General features: G+C 60.4%; 16 protein-coding genes. 10 read left to right on the top strand and 6 right to left on the bottom strand.

Features of this window, described 5'->3' with window-relative positions; genetic code table 11:
- Window positions 1-31: 31 nt before the first annotated feature.
- The 4 genes from rpoH to ftsY all read right to left on the bottom strand — a co-directional run bounded on the left by rpoH (window position 32) and on the right by ftsY (window position 4,210).
- Window positions 32-886: an RNA polymerase sigma factor RpoH gene (rpoH, locus tag ASC74_RS02340; protein ID WP_007897890.1), complete on the bottom strand. Its 855-nt coding sequence runs from the start codon at window positions 884-886 to the stop codon at window positions 32-34.
- A gap of 113 nt (window positions 887-999) precedes the next feature.
- Window positions 1,000-2,022: a permease-like cell division protein FtsX gene (ftsX, locus tag ASC74_RS02335; protein WP_008152652.1), complete on the bottom strand. Its 1,023-nt coding sequence runs from the start codon at window positions 2,020-2,022 to the stop codon at window positions 1,000-1,002.
- Window positions 2,019-2,690, bottom strand: a complete 672-nt coding sequence (gene ftsE / locus ASC74_RS02330; protein WP_056738938.1) for a cell division ATP-binding protein FtsE — start codon at window positions 2,688-2,690, stop codon at window positions 2,019-2,021. Before ftsE ends, ftsX begins: the two co-directional genes overlap by 4 nt.
- Complete coding sequence (ftsY, locus tag ASC74_RS02325) at window positions 2,687-4,210, bottom strand: signal recognition particle-docking protein FtsY (RefSeq protein WP_056738936.1); 1,524 nt, start codon at window positions 4,208-4,210, stop codon at window positions 2,687-2,689. The genes ftsE and ftsY overlap by 4 nt, the downstream gene beginning before the upstream one ends.
- Before the next feature lie 344 nt (window positions 4,211-4,554).
- On the opposite strand from ftsY, the gene ASC74_RS02320 reads away from it, so the two are divergent.
- The 5 genes from ASC74_RS02320 (at window position 4,555) to ASC74_RS02300 (ending at window position 9,910) form a co-directional block, all read left to right on the top strand.
- Window positions 4,555-5,910 carry a M16 family metallopeptidase gene (locus tag ASC74_RS02320; protein ID WP_046045214.1) on the top strand — a complete coding sequence of 452 codons (1,356 nt, stop codon included), beginning with the start codon at window positions 4,555-4,557 and terminating at the stop codon, window positions 5,908-5,910.
- Window positions 5,903-7,393: a M16 family metallopeptidase gene (locus ASC74_RS02315; RefSeq protein WP_056738935.1), complete on the top strand. Its 1,491-nt coding sequence runs from the start codon at window positions 5,903-5,905 to the stop codon at window positions 7,391-7,393. The genes ASC74_RS02320 and ASC74_RS02315 overlap by 8 nt, the downstream gene beginning before the upstream one ends.
- On the top strand, window positions 7,393-8,004 hold the full coding sequence (gene rsmD, locus ASC74_RS02310) for a 16S rRNA (guanine(966)-N(2))-methyltransferase RsmD (RefSeq protein ID WP_056738933.1): 612 nt from the start codon (window positions 7,393-7,395) through the stop codon (window positions 8,002-8,004). Before ASC74_RS02315 ends, rsmD begins: the two co-directional genes overlap by 1 nt.
- A 63-nt stretch (window positions 8,005-8,067) precedes the next feature.
- The gene (locus ASC74_RS02305; protein WP_056738931.1) at window positions 8,068-9,066 is read left to right on the top strand and encodes a hydrolase; all 999 of its coding nucleotides are present in this window, start codon (window positions 8,068-8,070) and stop codon (window positions 9,064-9,066) included.
- A 4-nt stretch (window positions 9,067-9,070) separates the two neighbouring features.
- Complete coding sequence (locus ASC74_RS02300) at window positions 9,071-9,910, top strand: AraC family transcriptional regulator (RefSeq protein WP_056738929.1); 840 nt, start codon at window positions 9,071-9,073, stop codon at window positions 9,908-9,910.
- A gap of 135 nt (window positions 9,911-10,045) precedes the next feature.
- Here the strand turns inward: ASC74_RS02300 and ASC74_RS02295 are convergent, their stop codons facing one another.
- Together ASC74_RS02295 and ASC74_RS02290 are read right to left on the bottom strand one after the other, a co-directional pair.
- Complete coding sequence (locus ASC74_RS02295) at window positions 10,046-10,900, bottom strand: sulfurtransferase (RefSeq protein ID WP_056738927.1); 855 nt, start codon at window positions 10,898-10,900, stop codon at window positions 10,046-10,048.
- 33 nt (window positions 10,901-10,933) lie between these two features.
- Window positions 10,934-11,605 carry a TetR/AcrR family transcriptional regulator gene (locus tag ASC74_RS02290; protein ID WP_056738925.1) on the bottom strand — a complete coding sequence of 224 codons (672 nt, stop codon included), beginning with the start codon at window positions 11,603-11,605 and terminating at the stop codon, window positions 10,934-10,936.
- 146 nt (window positions 11,606-11,751) lie between these two features.
- Here ASC74_RS02290 and ASC74_RS02285 point away from each other — a divergent pair, with 146 nt between their 5' ends.
- The 5 genes from ASC74_RS02285 (at window position 11,752) to ASC74_RS02265 (ending at window position 16,436) form a co-directional block, all read left to right on the top strand.
- Complete coding sequence (locus ASC74_RS02285) at window positions 11,752-13,182, top strand: coniferyl aldehyde dehydrogenase (protein ID WP_056738923.1); 1,431 nt, start codon at window positions 11,752-11,754, stop codon at window positions 13,180-13,182.
- A gap of 28 nt (window positions 13,183-13,210) precedes the next feature.
- Entirely contained in the window at window positions 13,211-13,756 is a 546-nt protein-coding gene (locus tag ASC74_RS02280; protein WP_056738921.1) for a hypothetical protein, read from the top strand.
- Between the two features lie 135 nt (window positions 13,757-13,891).
- Entirely contained in the window at window positions 13,892-15,487 is a 1,596-nt protein-coding gene (locus ASC74_RS02275) for a GMC family oxidoreductase (RefSeq protein ID WP_056738919.1), read from the top strand.
- Window positions 15,488-15,602: 115 nt separating this feature from the next.
- Complete coding sequence (coaD, locus tag ASC74_RS02270) at window positions 15,603-16,082, top strand: pantetheine-phosphate adenylyltransferase (protein WP_008150570.1); 480 nt, start codon at window positions 15,603-15,605, stop codon at window positions 16,080-16,082.
- Between the two features lie 102 nt (window positions 16,083-16,184).
- Window positions 16,185-16,436, top strand: coding sequence for a YfhL family 4Fe-4S dicluster ferredoxin (locus tag ASC74_RS02265; protein ID WP_056738918.1), 252 nt, complete (start codon window positions 16,185-16,187; stop codon window positions 16,434-16,436).
- Window positions 16,437-16,565 lie beyond the last annotated feature (129 nt).

The following is a 16,565-nucleotide window of genomic DNA, read 5'->3' as shown; positions in this document are numbered from 1 at the left end:
ATCGGGGCGTTTTTTTATGCCTGAGCTGCGGTTAGGCGGCGATCGACAACTTGAGCTTGTTCATCGCGCTCTTCTCGAGCTGACGAATACGCTCGGCCGACACGTTGTACTTCTGCGCCAGGTCGTGCAGCGTGGCTTTTTCTTCTGCCAGCCAGCGCTGGTAGAGGATGTCACGGCTACGGTCGTCCAGCACTTCAAGCGCTTCGTGCAGGTTGTGGTTCGAGTTGTCGCTCCAGTCGGCATCTTCCAGTTGACGGGCCGGGTCGTACCGGTGGTCTTCCAGATAGTTGGCCGGCGATTGGAAAGCACTGTCGTCGTCCGCTTCCGCGGCCGGGTCGAAGGCCATGTCATGGCCGGTCAGGCGACTTTCCATCTCACGCACTTCCCGAGGCTCTACACCGAGACTTTCCGCCACACGGTGGACTTCCTCGTTGTTCAGCCACGCCAGACGTTTCTTCTGGCTGCGCAGGTTGAAGAACAGCTTGCGCTGGGCCTTGGTGGTCGCGACTTTCACAATGCGCCAGTTGCGCAGGATGAACTCGTGGATTTCCGCCTTGATCCAGTGCACAGCGAACGAAACCAGGCGCACACCCATTTCCGGGTTGAAGCGCTTCACCGCCTTCATCAGGCCGACGTTGCCTTCCTGGATCAGGTCAGCCTGAGCCAGACCGTAGCCGGAATAGCTACGGGCGATATGTACAACAAAACGCAGGTGGGCGAGCACCATCTGCCGAGCCGCCCCCAAATCCTGCTCATAATAGAGACTCTCGGCCAGTTCACGCTCCTGCTCCGGCGTCAGCAATGGAATGCTGTTCACGGTGTGCACATAGGCCTCCAGGTTCGCACCCGGGACCAGAGCATATGCAGGTTGCAAAGAATTGGTCATACGAAAAAACCTCCGACTTACATAACTCGTGCAGTTCAGCACTGCGAAAATTGACCGGAAACCGAAAGACAAGTTCCCATAAACGCTGAAAGGTCAATACGAGCAAAATGATATTACTTTGGCGCAAGCTCCCGCAGGTGGCGTGCGACTGCAATCCATGCACCGATATACCCCAACAGCACCGCGCCAAGCAAGAGAGACAGACCGTCGGCAACTGGCACTCCGGCCAGCGCAAAATCACTGCCGTACAAACCGGCCAGCCCAACCACCGCGTCGTTCAGCCAATCAAGGCCGAACGCCAATACACCCCAGGAAAGAATCCCCGCACCGAAGCCATAAAGCGCCCCCATATACAGAAAGGGCCTGCGCACATAGCTGTCAGTGCCGCCGACGAGTTTAATCACTTCTATCTCTGTGCGGCGGTTTTCAATATGAAGACGAATGGTATTGCCTATCACCAAAAGTAATGCAGAAACCAGAAGCACGGTCAGACCGAAGACAAAACGGTCACCCAGTTTGAGGATGGCTGCCAGACGCTCGACCCAGACTAGATCAAGTTGCGCCTGTTGTACCTTCGGCAGCTCGGAAAGTTTTTGTCGTAATGCTTCAAGCGCGGGCTTGTCGACTTCGTTCGGGGTGACCAGAACCACGCCCGGCAGCGGGTTTTCCGGCAGTTCCTTGAGCGCCTCGCCCAGCCCTGATTGCTGCTGGAACTCTTCCAGCGCCTGATCGCGGCCGACATATTCAGCATCAGCTACGCCAGGCATGCCTTTGATCTGCTCGCGCAACGACTCGCCTTCAGCGGGGCTGGCCTCGATTTGCAGGTACAGGGAAATCTGCGCCGCACGCTGCCACGAACCGCCGAGACGCTCGACATTACTTAGCAAAAGTGACAGGCCCATGGGCAAACTCAGGGCAACCGCCATCACCATGCAGGTGAAGAAACTACCGATTGGCTGCTTGCCCAAACGACGCAAGCTATCGAGCAGGCTGGCGCGATGGCTCTCGACCCAGGCACGGAACAGTGTCGCGAAATCCGGGCCGTCATCATCGTCGCGTTTTTTCTTTTGCGGTTGCTGATCGGCGGCCTTCGGGGCCACGCGCTCGGAAACCTTGGGGCTGCGTGTCGCACTCATACGCCGGCCTCCCCGTCACCGATCAATCGGCCGCGTTGCAGGGTCAGCATGCGGTGGCGCATGCGGGCGATCAGTGCCAAGTCGTGACTGGCAATCAGCACGCTGGTGCCCAGACGGTTGATGTCTTCGAACACGCCCATGATTTCCGCCGCCAGACGCGGATCGAGGTTACCGGTCGGTTCGTCCGCCAGCAGCAAGGCCGGGCGGTGAACGATGGCGCGGGCGATGCCGACGCGCTGTTGCTGACCAGTAGACAGGTCGCCAGGGTACAAATCGGTTTTGTCCGACAGCGCCACGCGCTCCAGCGCCGAATCCACGCGCTTGGTGATCTCGGCCTTGGACAGCCCAAGGATCTGCAAGGGCAGCGCGATATTGTTGAACACCGTGCGATCGAACAGTAATTGGTGGTTCTGGAACACCACACCGATCTGCCGCCGCAAGTACGGGATCTGCGCGTTGCTGATGGTGCTCAGGTCTTGCCCGGCCAGCAGCAATTTGCCGGTGGTCGGACGCTCCATCGCCAGCAGCAGGCGCAACAAGGTGCTTTTACCGGCGCCAGAGTGGCCGGTCACAAACAAAAACTCGCCCCGACGGACTCGAAAGCTCAGCTCATGCAAGCCGACGTGACCGTTCGGGTAGCGCTTACCGACCTGTTCGAAACGAATCATGAACGCTCCCGCTCGGCAAACAATGCCTGGACAAAGGGTTCTGCTTCAAAAGTACGCAAATCATCAATGCCTTCACCGACGCCGATGTAGCGAATCGGCAAGCCAAACTGCTTGGCCAGGGCAAAAATCACCCCACCTTTGGCGGTGCCATCGAGCTTGGTCAGCGCCAGGCCGGTCAGTTCGACGGTCTGGTTGAATTGTTTGGCCTGGCTGATCGCGTTCTGTCCTGTACCGGCATCAAGCACCAACAGCACCTCGTGAGGCGCGTCGGCGTCGAGCTTGCTGATCACCCGGCGAACCTTCTTCAGCTCTTCCATCAAGTTGTCTTTGGTGTGCAGACGACCGGCGGTGTCGGCGATCAGCACGTCAATGCCACGGGCCTTGGCGGCTTGCACGGCGTCGAAGATAACCGAAGCCGAGTCAGCGCCGGTGTGCTGGGCGATGACCGGGATCTTGTTGCGCTCGCCCCAGACCTGCAATTGCTCGACGGCGGCGGCGCGGAAGGTATCGCCGGCCGCGAGCATGACTTTCTTGCCTTCGAGCTGCAGCTTCTTCGCCAGTTTGCCGATGGTGGTGGTCTTGCCCGCGCCGTTGACGCCGACGACCAGAATCACGAACGGCTTGTTCTGCGAAGTGATTTTCAGCGGTTGCTCGACGGGTTTGAGCATCGCCGCCAGTTCCGCTTGAAGGGACTTGTACAGCGCGTCGGCATCGGCCAGTTCTTTACGGGCGACCTTCTGGGTCAGATGCTGAATGATCACCGAAGTCGCCTCGACGCCCACATCGGCGGTCAGCAGGCGGGTTTCGATGTCTTCGAGCAGCTCGTCATCGATGATCTTCTTGCCCAGGAACAGGCTGGCCATGCCTTCGCCGATGCTGGCGCTGGTTTTGGACAGGCCTTGCTTGAGGCGGGCGAAGAACCCGGCTTTGGTTTCTTCGGTACGCACAGGCTCGGCAGGCGCTTCGACGGGAACGACAGGTGCGGCGGCAACAGGAGCGACGGGAGCGACGACCGGTGCCGGCGCTTGAACAACCGGAGCAACCGGAGCAACGAATGCGGGCACCACAGGTTCCGGAACAACCGGTTCAGGCTCGGCCACCACCACTGGCGCAACAACCGGCTCAACCACTGGCGCTTGAACGGGCTCAGGTGCAAAGGCAGTCGGTGCTGGAATGGGTGGTGTAACGTGCGGCGCCAGTTCATCTTCAACCAATGCCACCGGCTCTTCCGCCACTGGCAACGTCAGCCATGGCTCGGCAACGGGCGTGAGCGGCACCTGGGTCACGACTTCGGCGACAACATCAGGCTCAGGCTCGATGGCCGTTTGCAGCACCGGCTCAGCGATCGGCAGGACAACCGGCGCGGGCTCTGCTTCTATTACCGGCGCAGGCGTGGGCTCAGGAAGTGGCTGTGGCTGTTCGACGACGGGTTCCTGCGGCTTTTTGCGCAGCCATCCGAACAGGCTTTTCTTCTCACCAGCCGCAGCTGGGGCTTTCTTGTCGTCGTTGGAACCAAACATGGAGGACGGCTATCTCACGGTAGCGACGCGCCAAAGGGCGCCTCGGCAAATAAATATTCGATGCAGAACAGACTGCGATTGACCCAGCTTGTTCACGCGCAACATTTTGTCGAGGTGCAAACAGCACCTCAAAGGTCGACTAATACGAAGGACTGGAACGGCATCGTCGGCGAAAACGCAGAGTTTAGCTGACAAACTCAAAGCTTCCGCCGTAAACCCAAACAACCTGCTGACCGATCAAAGGCCTGATAGGCGTGGCCGCCAGTAAAACGGATCAGTATCCTAGCACCTCCTCGCCCGCCTAGGCTAAGACCAAGCGGGCAGCCCCAAAGGTTTAAAAACGAATGAATGCTCTAGCCCGCCGCGCTGCAGGCCTGCTGCTCAGCACAGTTTGTCTGCCCCTCTCGGCCCTGGCTGCCGATCCACAACCCACCCACGAATTCACCCTCGATAACGGTCTGAAGGTCGTCGTGCGCGAAGACCATCGTGCACCGGTGGTGGTTTCCCAAGTCTGGTACAAGGTCGGCTCAAGCTACGAGACCCCGGGTCAGACCGGTTTGTCCCACGCCCTGGAACACATGATGTTCAAGGGCAGCGAGAAAGTCGGCCCTGGCGAAGCGTCGCTGATCCTGCGCGACCTCGGCGCCGAAGAGAACGCTTTCACCAGCGACGACTTCACGGCGTACTACCAGGTGCTGGCCCGCGACCGTCTGGGCGTGGCCTTCGAGCTGGAAGCCGACCGCATGGCCAGCCTGCGCCTGCCGGCCGACGAGTTCGCCCGCGAGATCGAAGTCATTAAAGAAGAACGTCGCCTGCGCACCGACGACAAGCCGATGTCCAAGGCCTACGAACGCTTCAAGGCCATGGCCTACCCGGCCAGCGGTTACCACACGCCGACCATCGGCTGGATGGCCGACCTGGACCGCATGAAAGTCGAAGAGCTGCGCCACTGGTACCAATCCTGGTACGTGCCGAACAACGCCACGTTGGTGGTGGTGGGCGACGTGACCCCGGACGAGGTCAAAACCCTGGCCCAGCGCTACTTCGGCCCGATCGCCAAACGTGACGTGCCACCGGCGAAAATCCCGCTGGAACTGGCCGAGCCCGGCGAACGGCAGATCACCCTGCATGTGCAGACTCAACTGCCAAGCCTGATGCTGGGCTTCAACGTGCCAAGCATCGCCACTGCTGAAGACAAACGCTCGGTCAACGCCTTGCGCCTGATCTCCGCCCTGCTCGACGGCGGCTACAGCGGACGCATTCCGACGCAACTGGAGCGTGGCGAAGAGCTGGTCTCCGGCGGTTCGTCGAGTTACGACGCCTATACCCGTGGCGACAGCCTGTTCACCTTGTCGGCAACGCCCAACACCCAGAAAAACAAAACCATGGCTCAGGCTGAAGCTGGCCTGTGGAAGCTGCTCGAACAGCTGAAAACCACCGCGCCGTCCGCTGAAGAACTGGAACGCGTCCGCGCCCAGGTCATTGCCGGCCTGGTTTTCGAGCGTGACTCGATCACCAGCCAGGCTACCGCCATTGGCCAACTGGAAACCGTCGGCCTGTCGTGGAAGCTGATGGACACCGAACTCGCTGACCTGGAAAGCGTGACCCCGGAAGACATCCAGAAGGCCGCCAAGCTGTACTTCACCCGCGAACGTCTCAGCGTCGCCCATGTATTGCCGGAGGAGACGACTCATGAGTGAGCGTAAAAAACCGCGCCTGGTCCTGATGGGCCTGATCGCTGTCGCATTGATCGGGTCTGCCGCGTTTTACTTCTCGAAGACCGACGAATCCAAGGCCAGCGAAGCCCTCGACAAGGCCAAGACCAGCCAGAAGCTGCAATCGCTGGCCGAACTCGACGGCAAAGCGCCAGGCCACCGCACCCTGGACGTGCAGACCTGGAAGACCGCCGAGGGCGCCAAGGTGCTGTTCGTTGAAGCCCGGGAACTGCCGATGTTCGACATGCGCCTGATCTTCGCCGCCGGCAGCAGCCAGGACGGCGACGCACCTGGCCTCTCCGTGCTGACCAACGCCATGCTCAACGAAGGTGTGGCCGGCAAAGATGTCGGCGCCATCGCTCAGGGCTTCGAAGGCCTGGGCGCAGACTTTGGCAACGGCGCATTTAAAGACATGGCATTGGCTTCGTTGCGCAGCCTCAGTGCCGCGGACAAACGCGAACCGGCCCTGAAGTTGTTCTCTGAAGTCGTCGGCAAACCGACCTTCCCTGCCGATTCCTTTGCGCGCATCAAGAACCAGATGCTTGCCGGTTTCGAATACCAGAAGCAGAACCCCGGCAAACTCGCGAGCCTGGAACTGATGAACCGCCTGTACGGCGATCACCCGTACGCGCACTCCAGCGACGGCACGGCGAAAACCGTTCCAGCGATCACACTGGCTCAGCTGAAGGCGTTCCATGAGAAAGCCTACGCGGCTGGCAACGTGGTGATTGCGCTGGTGGGCGACCTGTCTCGTGCCGAGGCGGAGGCGATTGCTGCGCAAGTCTCCAGCGCGCTGCCAAAAGGCCCGGAGCTGGCGAAAATCCCGCAACCGGAGGAACCGAAAGCCAGCATCGGTCACATCGAGTTTCCGTCCAAGCAGACCAACCTGATGCTCGCCCAATTGGGCATCGACCGTGACGACCCGGATTACGCGGCGCTGTCCATGGGCAACCAGATTCTTGGCGGCGGTGGCTTCGGCACGCGGTTGATGAGCGAAGTGCGCGAGAAGCGCGGCCTGACTTATGGCGTGTATTCGGGTTTCACCCCGATGCAGGTTCGCGGCCCGTTCATGATCAACCTGCAAACCCGCGCCGAGATGAGCGAAGGCACGCTGAAACTGGTGCAGGACGTGCTCGCCGACTACCTTAAAACCGGCCCGACCCAGAAAGAACTCGACGACGCCAAGCGTGAACTGGCCGGCAGCTTCCCGCTGTCCACCGCCAGCAACGCCGACATTGTCGGCCAACTCGGCGCCATGGGTTTCTACAACCTGCCGCTGAGTTATCTGGATGACTTTATGCGTGAGTCCCAAAGCCTGACGGTCGAGCAAGTCAAAACCGCACTGAACAAACATTTGAGCACGGACAAAATGGTCATCGTCAGCGCTGGCCCGACCGTGCCGCAAAAGCCGTTACCGGCCCCAACTGATAAACCTGCCGAGCAACCGCTCGGGGTTCCGGAGCATTAATGGCCACTCGTCCTAAAAAACCCGTACACAACGTCCATAACGGCGTGAACCAACTGCGCATCATCGGCGGTGAATGGGGCAGCCGAAAGCTGAGCTTCCCGGATGCCCCGGGCCTGCGTCCGACGCCGGACCGGGTGCGTGAAACCCTGTTCAACTGGCTCGCGCCTTATGTCGCTGGCGCCAAGGTTCTGGACCCGTTCGCCGGCAGCGGCGCGTTGTTCCTCGAAGCCTTGTCCCGTGGCGCGGCCATGGGTCAGGCGCTGGACGCCAGTAACATCGCGGTCGCCAGCATCAAGGAACATCTGGGCACGCTGCGCTGCACCACCGGCCAGATTCAGACCGCCGATGCCCTGCGCTACCTGGAAACCCAGACAGCGACCGCTTACGACCTGGTGTTCCTCGATCCGCCATTCAACCAGAACCTGTTGCCGGGCGTTTGCGCATTACTTGAAGAGCGTCAGTGGCTGGCCGACAAAGCCTGGATCTACACTGAAAGCGAGAATGCGCCATCGAGCCTTGGCTTACCAGGCAACTGGCGCCTGCACCGGGAGCAGAAATCCGGGCGGGTGTATTACGCGCTGTGGCAACGTATGGCAGAGATTGCCGGTTAACCAACCGGCCTGAAAAAGGTGCGCGCCTCAAGCGAGGCTCGCACCGCTGCATCGAGAACCATCGTGCCCCAAACGCCAGAACGCTTCACCCCCGCCTTCGGCCTCGGCAACCCGCACCTGCAAACCTTGTGGGGACCGCTGTGGCGCAAAACCACACACATCGAACGCCAGCGCGAACGCTTGTGGCTTGAGGATGGCGACTTTCTCGATCTCGACTGGCACGGCCCGCACAGCGCCGATGCGCCACTGGTGCTGGTGTTACACGGCCTGACCGGCTCTTCAAATTCGCCTTACGTGGCCGGGGTGCAGAAAGCACTGGGTGCCCAAGGCTGGGCCAGCGTCGCACTGAACTGGCGCGGCTGTTCCGGCGAGCCAAATCTGTTGCCGCGCAGCTACCATTCTGGCGCCAGTGAAGACCTGGCCGAAACCATCAAACACCTGAAGGCCCAACGACCGCTCGCGCCGTTGTATGCGGTCGGCTATTCCATGGGCGGCAATGTATTGCTCAAGCACTTGGGCGAATCCGGCAGCAATAGTGGCGTGGTCGGTGCGGTGGCGGTGTCGGTGCCGTTTCGTCTCGATCAATGCGCCGACCGTATCGGCCAGGGTTTCTCCAAGGTCTATCAGGCGCATTTCATGCGCGAGATGGTGGCCTACATTAAAAACAAGCAGCGCCAGTTCCAGCACGATGGGCGCGAGGAAGGACTGGCGGCATTGGCCGCGCTGGGCTCGTTGGAGAACATGCGCACGTTCTGGGATTTCGATGGCCGGGTCACCGCGCCGCTGAACGGTTTTGCCGATGCCAAGGATTACTATGACCGCGCCTCAAGTCGCTATTTCCTTGGCGAAATTCGTACGCCAACCCTGATCATTCAAGCGGCCGATGACCCGTTTATATTTCCTCATAGCCTGCCGCACGCCGACGAATTGTCCGCCTGCACTCAATTCGAGTTACAGACCAAGGGTGGGCATGTCGGCTTCGTCGATGGTTCGTTCAAGCAACCGGGTTACTACCTGGAACGCCGCATCCCACAGTGGTTGACCGCCGTGGGTCGTCAGTAAGGCCATGGACGTCGATCAGGGCGAGTCGATCCGATTCTGGCAAACAGCGCCGTTGGCCGGCGTCGAGTTATTGTCCGCGCGCTACATCGAACACCGTTTTGCGCCCCATGTGCATGACGGTTACGTGATCGGCATGATCATGGCGGGCGCCCAGCGCTATCGTTATCGCGGTGCCGAACACCTGGCGGGCAGCGGCACGCTGGTGCTGATCAATCCGGACGAACTGCATACCGGCCATAAAGGCACTGAGGATGGCTGGCTGTATCGGGCGTTTTATCCGGACAGCGGTCAGATTCTGTCGCTGTTGGCCGAGCTGGAACTGCCGACCAACGACTTGCCAGCATTTGGCGCCACGCTGTATCGCGATCCGGATCTGGTGAAGGGTTTCTGCCAACTGCATCATCTGCTGGAGAGTCCGTCCACGGCCCTGCAACAACAAACGGTCTGGCGGGAAATGATGCTGTCGCTGCTGCAACGGCACGCAGCCGTGCCGATTGCCGGCAAGCCGGGCAAGGAACACCGCGCGGTGACGCTGGCCAAGGATCTGCTGCAAGCACAATTGGCGACGCCGCCTTCGCTGGAGGAACTGGCAGCGGCAGTCAATCTTTCGCCCTTCCACTTCGCCCGGGTGTTCCGCCGCGCCACGGGCATGCCACCGCACACCTGGCTGATGCAGCAGCGCATCGCTCGGGCGCGGGCGCTGTTACAGAACGGTTGTTTGCCGCTGGAAGTGGCTACGCAGTTGGGGTTTGCTGACCAGAGTCATCTGAGTCGGCAATTCAAGCAGGTTTACGGCGTTGGGCCGGGCGCGTATCGCACAGCGCGGCAGCTACCGGGATATTGATAACGACGGAGATCCAAATGTGGGAGCGGCGGTGCGACGATTCGACTTGCTCGCGAAGGCGGTGGGTCAGTCAACATAAATTCCGACTGAAACACCGCCTTCGCGAGCAAGCCCGCTCCCACATGGATTAAGCGTTTATTCGCCGATGGCGATGCCGTGCGCAGGATCGTTGATCCACTCGCTCCATGAACCGGCATACAACGAGCCCAACGGATAACCCGCCAGACACAACGCAAACAGGTTGTGACAGGCCGTCACGCCAGAACCGCAGTACGCCACCAGATCAGTCGGCGAACGATCCCCGAGCTTCGAGGCAAAACGCTGCTTGAGCTGATCCGCCGGCAGAAAACGCCCGTCGCTGCCCAGGTTGTCGGTGAACGCCGCACATTGCGCGCCGGGGATGTGCCCGGCAATCGGGTCGATCGGTTCTACTTCGCCCTTGAAACGCGGCAAGCCGCGGGCATCGAGCAGGGTCAGCGCAGGCTGGCCGAGACGCTTCTGGAGCTGTTCAGCGCTCAAGACCAGCACGTTGTCCGGCGACCCCGTGAAGGTGCCCCGTTCAATCTGCGGCGCATCAAGACTCAGTGGCAAGCCGGCCGCGTGCCAGGCCTTGAGCCCGCCATCCAGAATGAACACGCCGTCACGTTTGCCCAGCCAGGCCAGCAACCACCAGGCCCGCGCCGCGTACGCACCCGGACCGTCGTCGTACAAAATCACATCGCTGTCGGCGTTGACGCCCCAGGCTTGCAGACGTTCGATCAATTTTTCAGGTTCAGGCAGCGGATGACGCCCGGTCACACCCTTGACCACTGTCCCGCTCAAATCACGCTCAAGATCGGCAAAGCTCGACCCTGCGATATGCCCTTCGGCATAGCTGCGCTGACCGTAATCCGGGTCTTCGAGGGCAAAACGACAATCCAGAATCACCAGCCCCGGCTGCTCCTTTTTCAGGTCCAACGCTTGCGGGCTGATCAGTTGCGCAATGGGCATAACGGGCTCCTGTGATTAAGTCTGTTTTGAATCCTACTGCACTTCTTCCAGCGCTTGGGCCAGCGGCACGTAAAACTCCTCGAACAACGCGTTTACCGCGTCGCGAGATTGATCCGTGACAAAACCGGCCTCAAGCACCAGCACCTGATACACACCACGTTTAATGGCCTGTTCGCTCAGGTGATTGGAATTTTCACGCGTGGTGCACAGAAAACGCACCCAGGACGTCAGGATGATCCAGGCATTGAGCGTCAGGGATTCGATCTGAACCTTGTCCATTTGCAGGATGCCGGCCTCGACGAAGCCCGCGTAGATGTGCGTGCCATGGATCAGACAGCGCTGGGAAAAGCGCCGATAACGGGCGGCCAGCTCCGGATCACTGTCGAGCAGGTGCTCCAGATCGCGGTGCAAAAACCGGTAGCGCCACATGGCGGCCAGCAATTCCTGAAGGTAGAAGCGCTTGTCTTCGACCGTGGCGGCACGACCCTGGGGCGGGCGCAGGAAGCTGTCCACCAGGCTTTCGTACTCACTGAACAACACGGCGATGATCGCCTGCTTGTTGGGGAAGTGGTAGTACAGGTTGCCCGGGGAAATTTCCATATGGGCAGCAATGTGGTTGGTGCTGATGCTGCGCTCACCCTGCTGATTGAACAGCTCCAGGCTGTTCTGCACGATGCGCTCGCTGGTTTTGATCCGAGGGGCCATGGCTTGGGCTTTAATTCAAAGTGCGTTGACCGGCATCTTACGACCTATCCGCGAGGGGATAAAACAAAGCTGCGCCAGGATGTCATTTGACTTTATAGAGCATAGACTCTAAAAAGTCCCTCATTACAATAAATCCGGAGCCGACCATGACTGCTGACATCGTCTACTTGCAGAACCTGCAGCAGCCCCTGGAAGAGCTCCAGACCCTGTTCGACGCCCAACGCGCGGCGTATGCCGCCAACCCGATGCCACCCGCCGCCCAGCGCCAGCAATGGCTGAAAGCCCTGCGCGATCTGTTGAGCAATGAGCGTCAGGCATTGATCGATGCCATCAGCCAGGATTTCAGCCATCGCAGCGCCGATGAAACCCTGCTCGCCGAACTGATGCCCAGCCTGCACGGCATTCACTACGCCAGTCAGCACCTCAAAGGCTGGATGAAGGCGTCGAAGCGCAAGGTCGGGATTGCCTTTCAACCCGCGGCGGCCAAAGTCGTTTATCAACCGTTGGGTGTGGTCGGGGTGATCGTGCCGTGGAACTACCCGCTGTATCTGGCCATCGGGCCATTGGTCGGCGCGCTGTCGGCAGGCAATCGGGTGATGCTCAAGCTCAGCGAATCGACCCCCGCCACCGGTTTGCTGCTCAAGGAACTGCTGGGCCGAATCTTCCCGCAAGACCTGGTCTGCGTGGTACTGGGCGAAGCCGATATCGGCGTAGCGTTCTCCAGATTGCGTTTCGATCACCTGCTGTTCACCGGCGCCACCAGCATCGGCAAACACGTGATGCGTGCGGCGGCCGAGAACCTGACCCCGGTGACCCTCGAACTCGGCGGCAAATCCCCGGCCATTGTGTCCCGCGACGTGCCACTCAAGGACGCTGCCGAACGCATCGCTTTCGGCAAGACGCTCAACGCCGGGCAGACTTGCGTGGCCCCGGACTATGTACTGGTGCCGGAAGATCGCGTAGGCGCTTTCGTCGAAGCCTATCGTCAGGCGGTTCGCGGGTTTTATCCGACCCTGACCGACAACCCGGACTACACCGCGATCATCAATGACCGACAATTGGCGCGCCTCAACGGCTACATCAGCGACGCCACCAGCAAGGGCGCGCTGCTGATTCCGTTGTTCGACAAGGGCCAGGGGCGCCGCATGAGCCACAGCCTGTTGCTCAACGTCAGCAACGACATGATGGTGATGCAGGACGAAATCTTCGGTCCGCTGCTGCCGATCGTTCCCTACAAGGATCTGGATCAGGCCTTTGCCTACATCAATCAACGACCCCGTCCGCTGGCCCTGTATTACTTCGGCTACGACAAGCGTGAGCAACACCGCGTACTTCACGAAACCCATTCCGGCGGCGTGTGCCTGAACGACACCCTGCTGCACGTCGCTCAGGACGACATGCCATTCGGCGGCATCGGTGCCTCGGGCATGGGCCATTACCACGGCCACGAAGGTTTCCTGACCTTCAGTAAAGCCAAAGGTGTGCTGATCAAACAGCGGATCAATGCGGCGAAATTGATCTACCCGCCGTACGGAAAAGCCATTCAGAAGCTGATTCAGAAACTGTTTATCCGCTAACGATCATTCCCTTCGGGTAATAACAATAATGAGCCCAAGTCTGTCCGATACCCCCGCGCTGTCACGGCGCGGCTTGCTTAAGTTCAGCCTGGGAGCCAGCGCGTTTCTCGCCACCGCCGGTTTGGGCGCGAGCCTCAGCGGTTGCTCATCGAGCCTGCCGGCCAGCGGTTTTGCGATTCTGCGCAGCGGTGACTTGCTGTTTCTGCGGGCACTGATTCCGGTGATGCTCGACGGCGCTGTGGCCGTCGAAACAATGCCGACGGCCGTCGGTGAAACCCTGCACTGCCTGGATAACGGTCTGAATCACCTGTCGTCGGAAATGCTCAAGCTGACCCGGCAGTTGTTCGATGTGCTGGGAATGGCCGTGACTCGCGGACCACTTACCGGGATCTGGGGCAGCTGGGAAAACGCCAGTGCCGACGAGATCCGGCACTTTCTCGATCGCTGGGAAAACAGCTCGTTAAGTCTGCTGCGCATGGGCCACAGCTCCTTGCTGCAACTGGTGATGATGGCGTGGTACAGCCGGGCGGAGTCGTGGGCGCATTGCGGGTATCCCGGACCGCCTACGGTTTGAAACCGCAGCGCGCCCTTCGCGAGCAAGCCCGCTCCCACAGGGGACCGCGTATACCCATGTGGGAGCGGGCTTGCTCGCGAAGGCGTCAGCCGCCCCACCACTGCATCCAAAACATAACAACAAGAGACCCTGAAGATGCCCGTACCCGATCCGTTCCGCGAAGGCCTGGCCCGTGGCTGGAAAACCTATAACGGTTCACAACTGACCCAGGACCTGACCCTCGAAGCGGACGTGGCGATTATCGGCAGCGGAGCGGGCGGTGGCACCACCGCCGAAATCCTCAGCGCCGCGGGCTACAAGGTATTGCTGATCGAGGAAGGCCCGCTCAAGACCAGCAGCGACTTCAAGATGCTCGAAGACCAGGCCTACACCAGCCTCTATCAGGAAGGTATCGGCCGCATGAGCAAGGACGGCGCGATCACCATCCTTCAGGGCCGGGCGGTGGGCGGCACCACGCTGATCAATTGGACCTCAAGCTTTCGCACGCCGGACCCGACCCTCGACCACTGGGCCAAGGAACACGGCGTCAAAGGCCACACGACTGCCGAGATGGCGCCGTGGTTCGAGAAAATGGAGCAACGCCTGGGCGTCGCCCCCTGGATGATCCCGCCCAACGCCAACAACGACGTGATCCGCAAAGGCTGCGAGAAACTCGGCTACGCCTGGCATGTGATCCCGCGCAACGTGCGTGGCTGCTGGAACCTGGGCTACTGCGGCATGGGGTGCCCGACCAACGCCAAGCAATCGATGCTGGTCACGACCATCCCGACGACCCTGGAAAAAGGTGGGGAGTTGCTCTATCTGGCTCGCGCCGAAAAGCTCTTGATCGCCGGCGACAAGGTCACGGGCTTGCACTGCGTAGCGATGGACGACCGCTGCGTCGCACCTACCGGACACACGATCACCGTCAAGGCGCGGCATTACGTGCTGGCCGGCGGCGGGATCAATAGCCCGGCGCTGCTGATGCGCTCCGAGGCGCCCGATCCGCACAAACGGCTGGGTAAACGGACTTTTCTACACCTGGTGAACATGTCGGCAGGACTGTTCGACGAAGTGATCAACCCGTTTTATGGCGCGCCACAGTCGATCTATTCCGACCACTTCCAATGGCAAGACGGCACCACCGGGAAAATGTCTTACAAACTCGAAGTGCCGCCGCTGCACCCGGCGCTCGCGACCACTCTGCTCGGAGGCTTCGGCAAGGAAAACGCCCAGCACATGGAAAACCTGCCCCACACCCACGCCATGTTGGCGTTGCTGCGGGACGGCTTTCACCCAGACAGCCCCGGCGGCAGCGTCGAGTTGCGCGGTGACGGCACGCCGGTGCTCGACTATCAGGTTTCACCCTATGCCTGGGACGGATTGCGTCGGGCGTTCCACAGCATGGCCGAGATCCAGTTCGCGGGCGGTGCCAATGCGGTGATGCCGATGCACGCCGACGCTCGCTACGTGAAAACCCTCGCCGAAGCGCGCACGCTGATCGACGGCCTGAACCTTGAGCTGTATCGCACACGCCTGGGCAGCGCCCATGTGATGGGCGGTTGTGCCATGGGTGAAGACCCAAAAAACGCGGTGACCGACAGCCTCGGCCGGCATCACCAGTTAGGCAACCTGTCGATTCATGACGGCTCGCTGTTCCCCACCAGCATTGGCGCAAACCCGCAATTGTCGGTCTACGGGCTGACGGCGCAGCTGGCAACTTCTTTGGCCGAACGTTTGAAAAACCCATGAAAAGGGAGAATATTCCAATCGTCTATAGTGCTTTCTTACCCAAAAGGCGACTTGGCCGACCGGGAAGGCTGCGATACCATCCGACTCCCCAACGGACTCCCGCCAGGACGACGCGATGAACCGAGTGTTGTACCCAGGTACCTTCGACCCTATTACCAAGGGCCATGGCGATCTGGTCGAACGCGCCGCGCGCCTGTTCGATCATGTGATCATCGCCGTCGCCGCCAGCCCGAAGAAAAACCCGTTGTTTCCCCTGGAACAGCGTGTGGCGCTGGCCCGCGAGGTCACTAAACATCTGCCCAACGTTGAAGTCGTCGGCTTCTCGACGTTGCTGGCGCATTTCGCCAAAGAGAAGAACGCCAACGTGTTCCTGCGTGGTTTGCGTGCGGTGTCGGACTTCGAATACGAATTCCAGCTGGCCAACATGAACCGTCAGCTGGCGCCGGATGTGGAAAGTCTGTTTCTTACCCCGTCCGAACGTTACTCGTACATTTCCTCGACGCTGGTCCGTGAAATCGCAGCCCTGGGCGGCGATATCACCAAGTTCGTCCACCCTGCGGTGGCGGACGCCCTGAACGAACGCTTCAAGAAGTAACAACCGCTCAAGCGGCGTCCGCGTGCACTGCGGGCGCCAATGCGGCACAATTGTGCGCATTGGTTTATTGCGCCCGGGCCTTCCGCCCTGGCTGGAGTTAGCATGTCCCTGATCATCACCGACGATTGCATCAACTGCGACGTCTGCGAACCCGAGTGTCCGAACGCCGCCATCTCCCAGGGCGAAGAGATCTACGTGATCGACCCGAACCTGTGCACCCAGTGCGTCGGCCACTACGACGAACCTCAGTGCCAGCAGGTGTGCCCGGTGGATTGCATTCCGCTGGACGAAGCGCATCCGGAGACTGAAGAGCAGTTGATGGAGAAGTACCTGAAGATTACCGGTAAGGCTTGAATCTGAGGTTTTTGTAGCGCTTATTCGGGCCTCTTCGCGAGCAAGCCCGCTCCCACAGTTGATCACGGTCTAATGTGGGAGCGGGCTTGCTCGCGAAGACGTCATCAGCCAAACCGAAGATCGAACTGG

The sequence above is a fragment of the Pseudomonas sp. Root329 genome (genome assembly GCF_001424925.1).
GTDB classification, from domain to species: Bacteria; Pseudomonadota; Gammaproteobacteria; order Pseudomonadales; family Pseudomonadaceae; genus Aquipseudomonas; species Aquipseudomonas arabinosi.
Note: the sequence above shows the minus strand (reverse complement) of the source record. Positions and strands in the feature narration are given on the sequence as shown.

Coding starts and splice junctions, on each gene's coding strand:
- rpoH (WP_007897890.1), bottom strand. CDS start 886: ATGACCAATTCTTTGCAACCTGCATATGCTCTGGTCCCGGGTGCGAAC.
- ftsX (WP_008152652.1), bottom strand. CDS start 2,022: ATGAGTGCGACACGCAGCCCCAAGGTTTCCGAGCGCGTGGCCCCGAAG.
- ftsE (WP_056738938.1), bottom strand. CDS start 2,690: ATGATTCGTTTCGAACAGGTCGGTAAGCGCTACCCGAACGGTCACGTC.
- ftsY (WP_056738936.1), bottom strand. CDS start 4,210: ATGTTTGGTTCCAACGACGACAAGAAAGCCCCAGCTGCGGCTGGTGAG.
- ASC74_RS02320 (WP_046045214.1), top strand. CDS start 4,555: ATGAATGCTCTAGCCCGCCGCGCTGCAGGCCTGCTGCTCAGCACAGTT.
- ASC74_RS02315 (WP_056738935.1), top strand. CDS start 5,903: ATGAGTGAGCGTAAAAAACCGCGCCTGGTCCTGATGGGCCTGATCGCT.
- rsmD (WP_056738933.1), top strand. CDS start 7,393: ATGGCCACTCGTCCTAAAAAACCCGTACACAACGTCCATAACGGCGTG.
- ASC74_RS02300 (WP_056738929.1), top strand. CDS start 9,071: ATGGACGTCGATCAGGGCGAGTCGATCCGATTCTGGCAAACAGCGCCG.
- ASC74_RS02295 (WP_056738927.1), bottom strand. CDS start 10,900: ATGCCCATTGCGCAACTGATCAGCCCGCAAGCGTTGGACCTGAAAAAG.
- ASC74_RS02290 (WP_056738925.1), bottom strand. CDS start 11,605: ATGGCCCCTCGGATCAAAACCAGCGAGCGCATCGTGCAGAACAGCCTG.
- ASC74_RS02285 (WP_056738923.1), top strand. CDS start 11,752: ATGACTGCTGACATCGTCTACTTGCAGAACCTGCAGCAGCCCCTGGAA.
- ASC74_RS02280 (WP_056738921.1), top strand. CDS start 13,211: ATGAGCCCAAGTCTGTCCGATACCCCCGCGCTGTCACGGCGCGGCTTG.
- ASC74_RS02275 (WP_056738919.1), top strand. CDS start 13,892: ATGCCCGTACCCGATCCGTTCCGCGAAGGCCTGGCCCGTGGCTGGAAA.
- coaD (WP_008150570.1), top strand. CDS start 15,603: ATGAACCGAGTGTTGTACCCAGGTACCTTCGACCCTATTACCAAGGGC.
- ASC74_RS02265 (WP_056738918.1), top strand. CDS start 16,185: ATGTCCCTGATCATCACCGACGATTGCATCAACTGCGACGTCTGCGAA.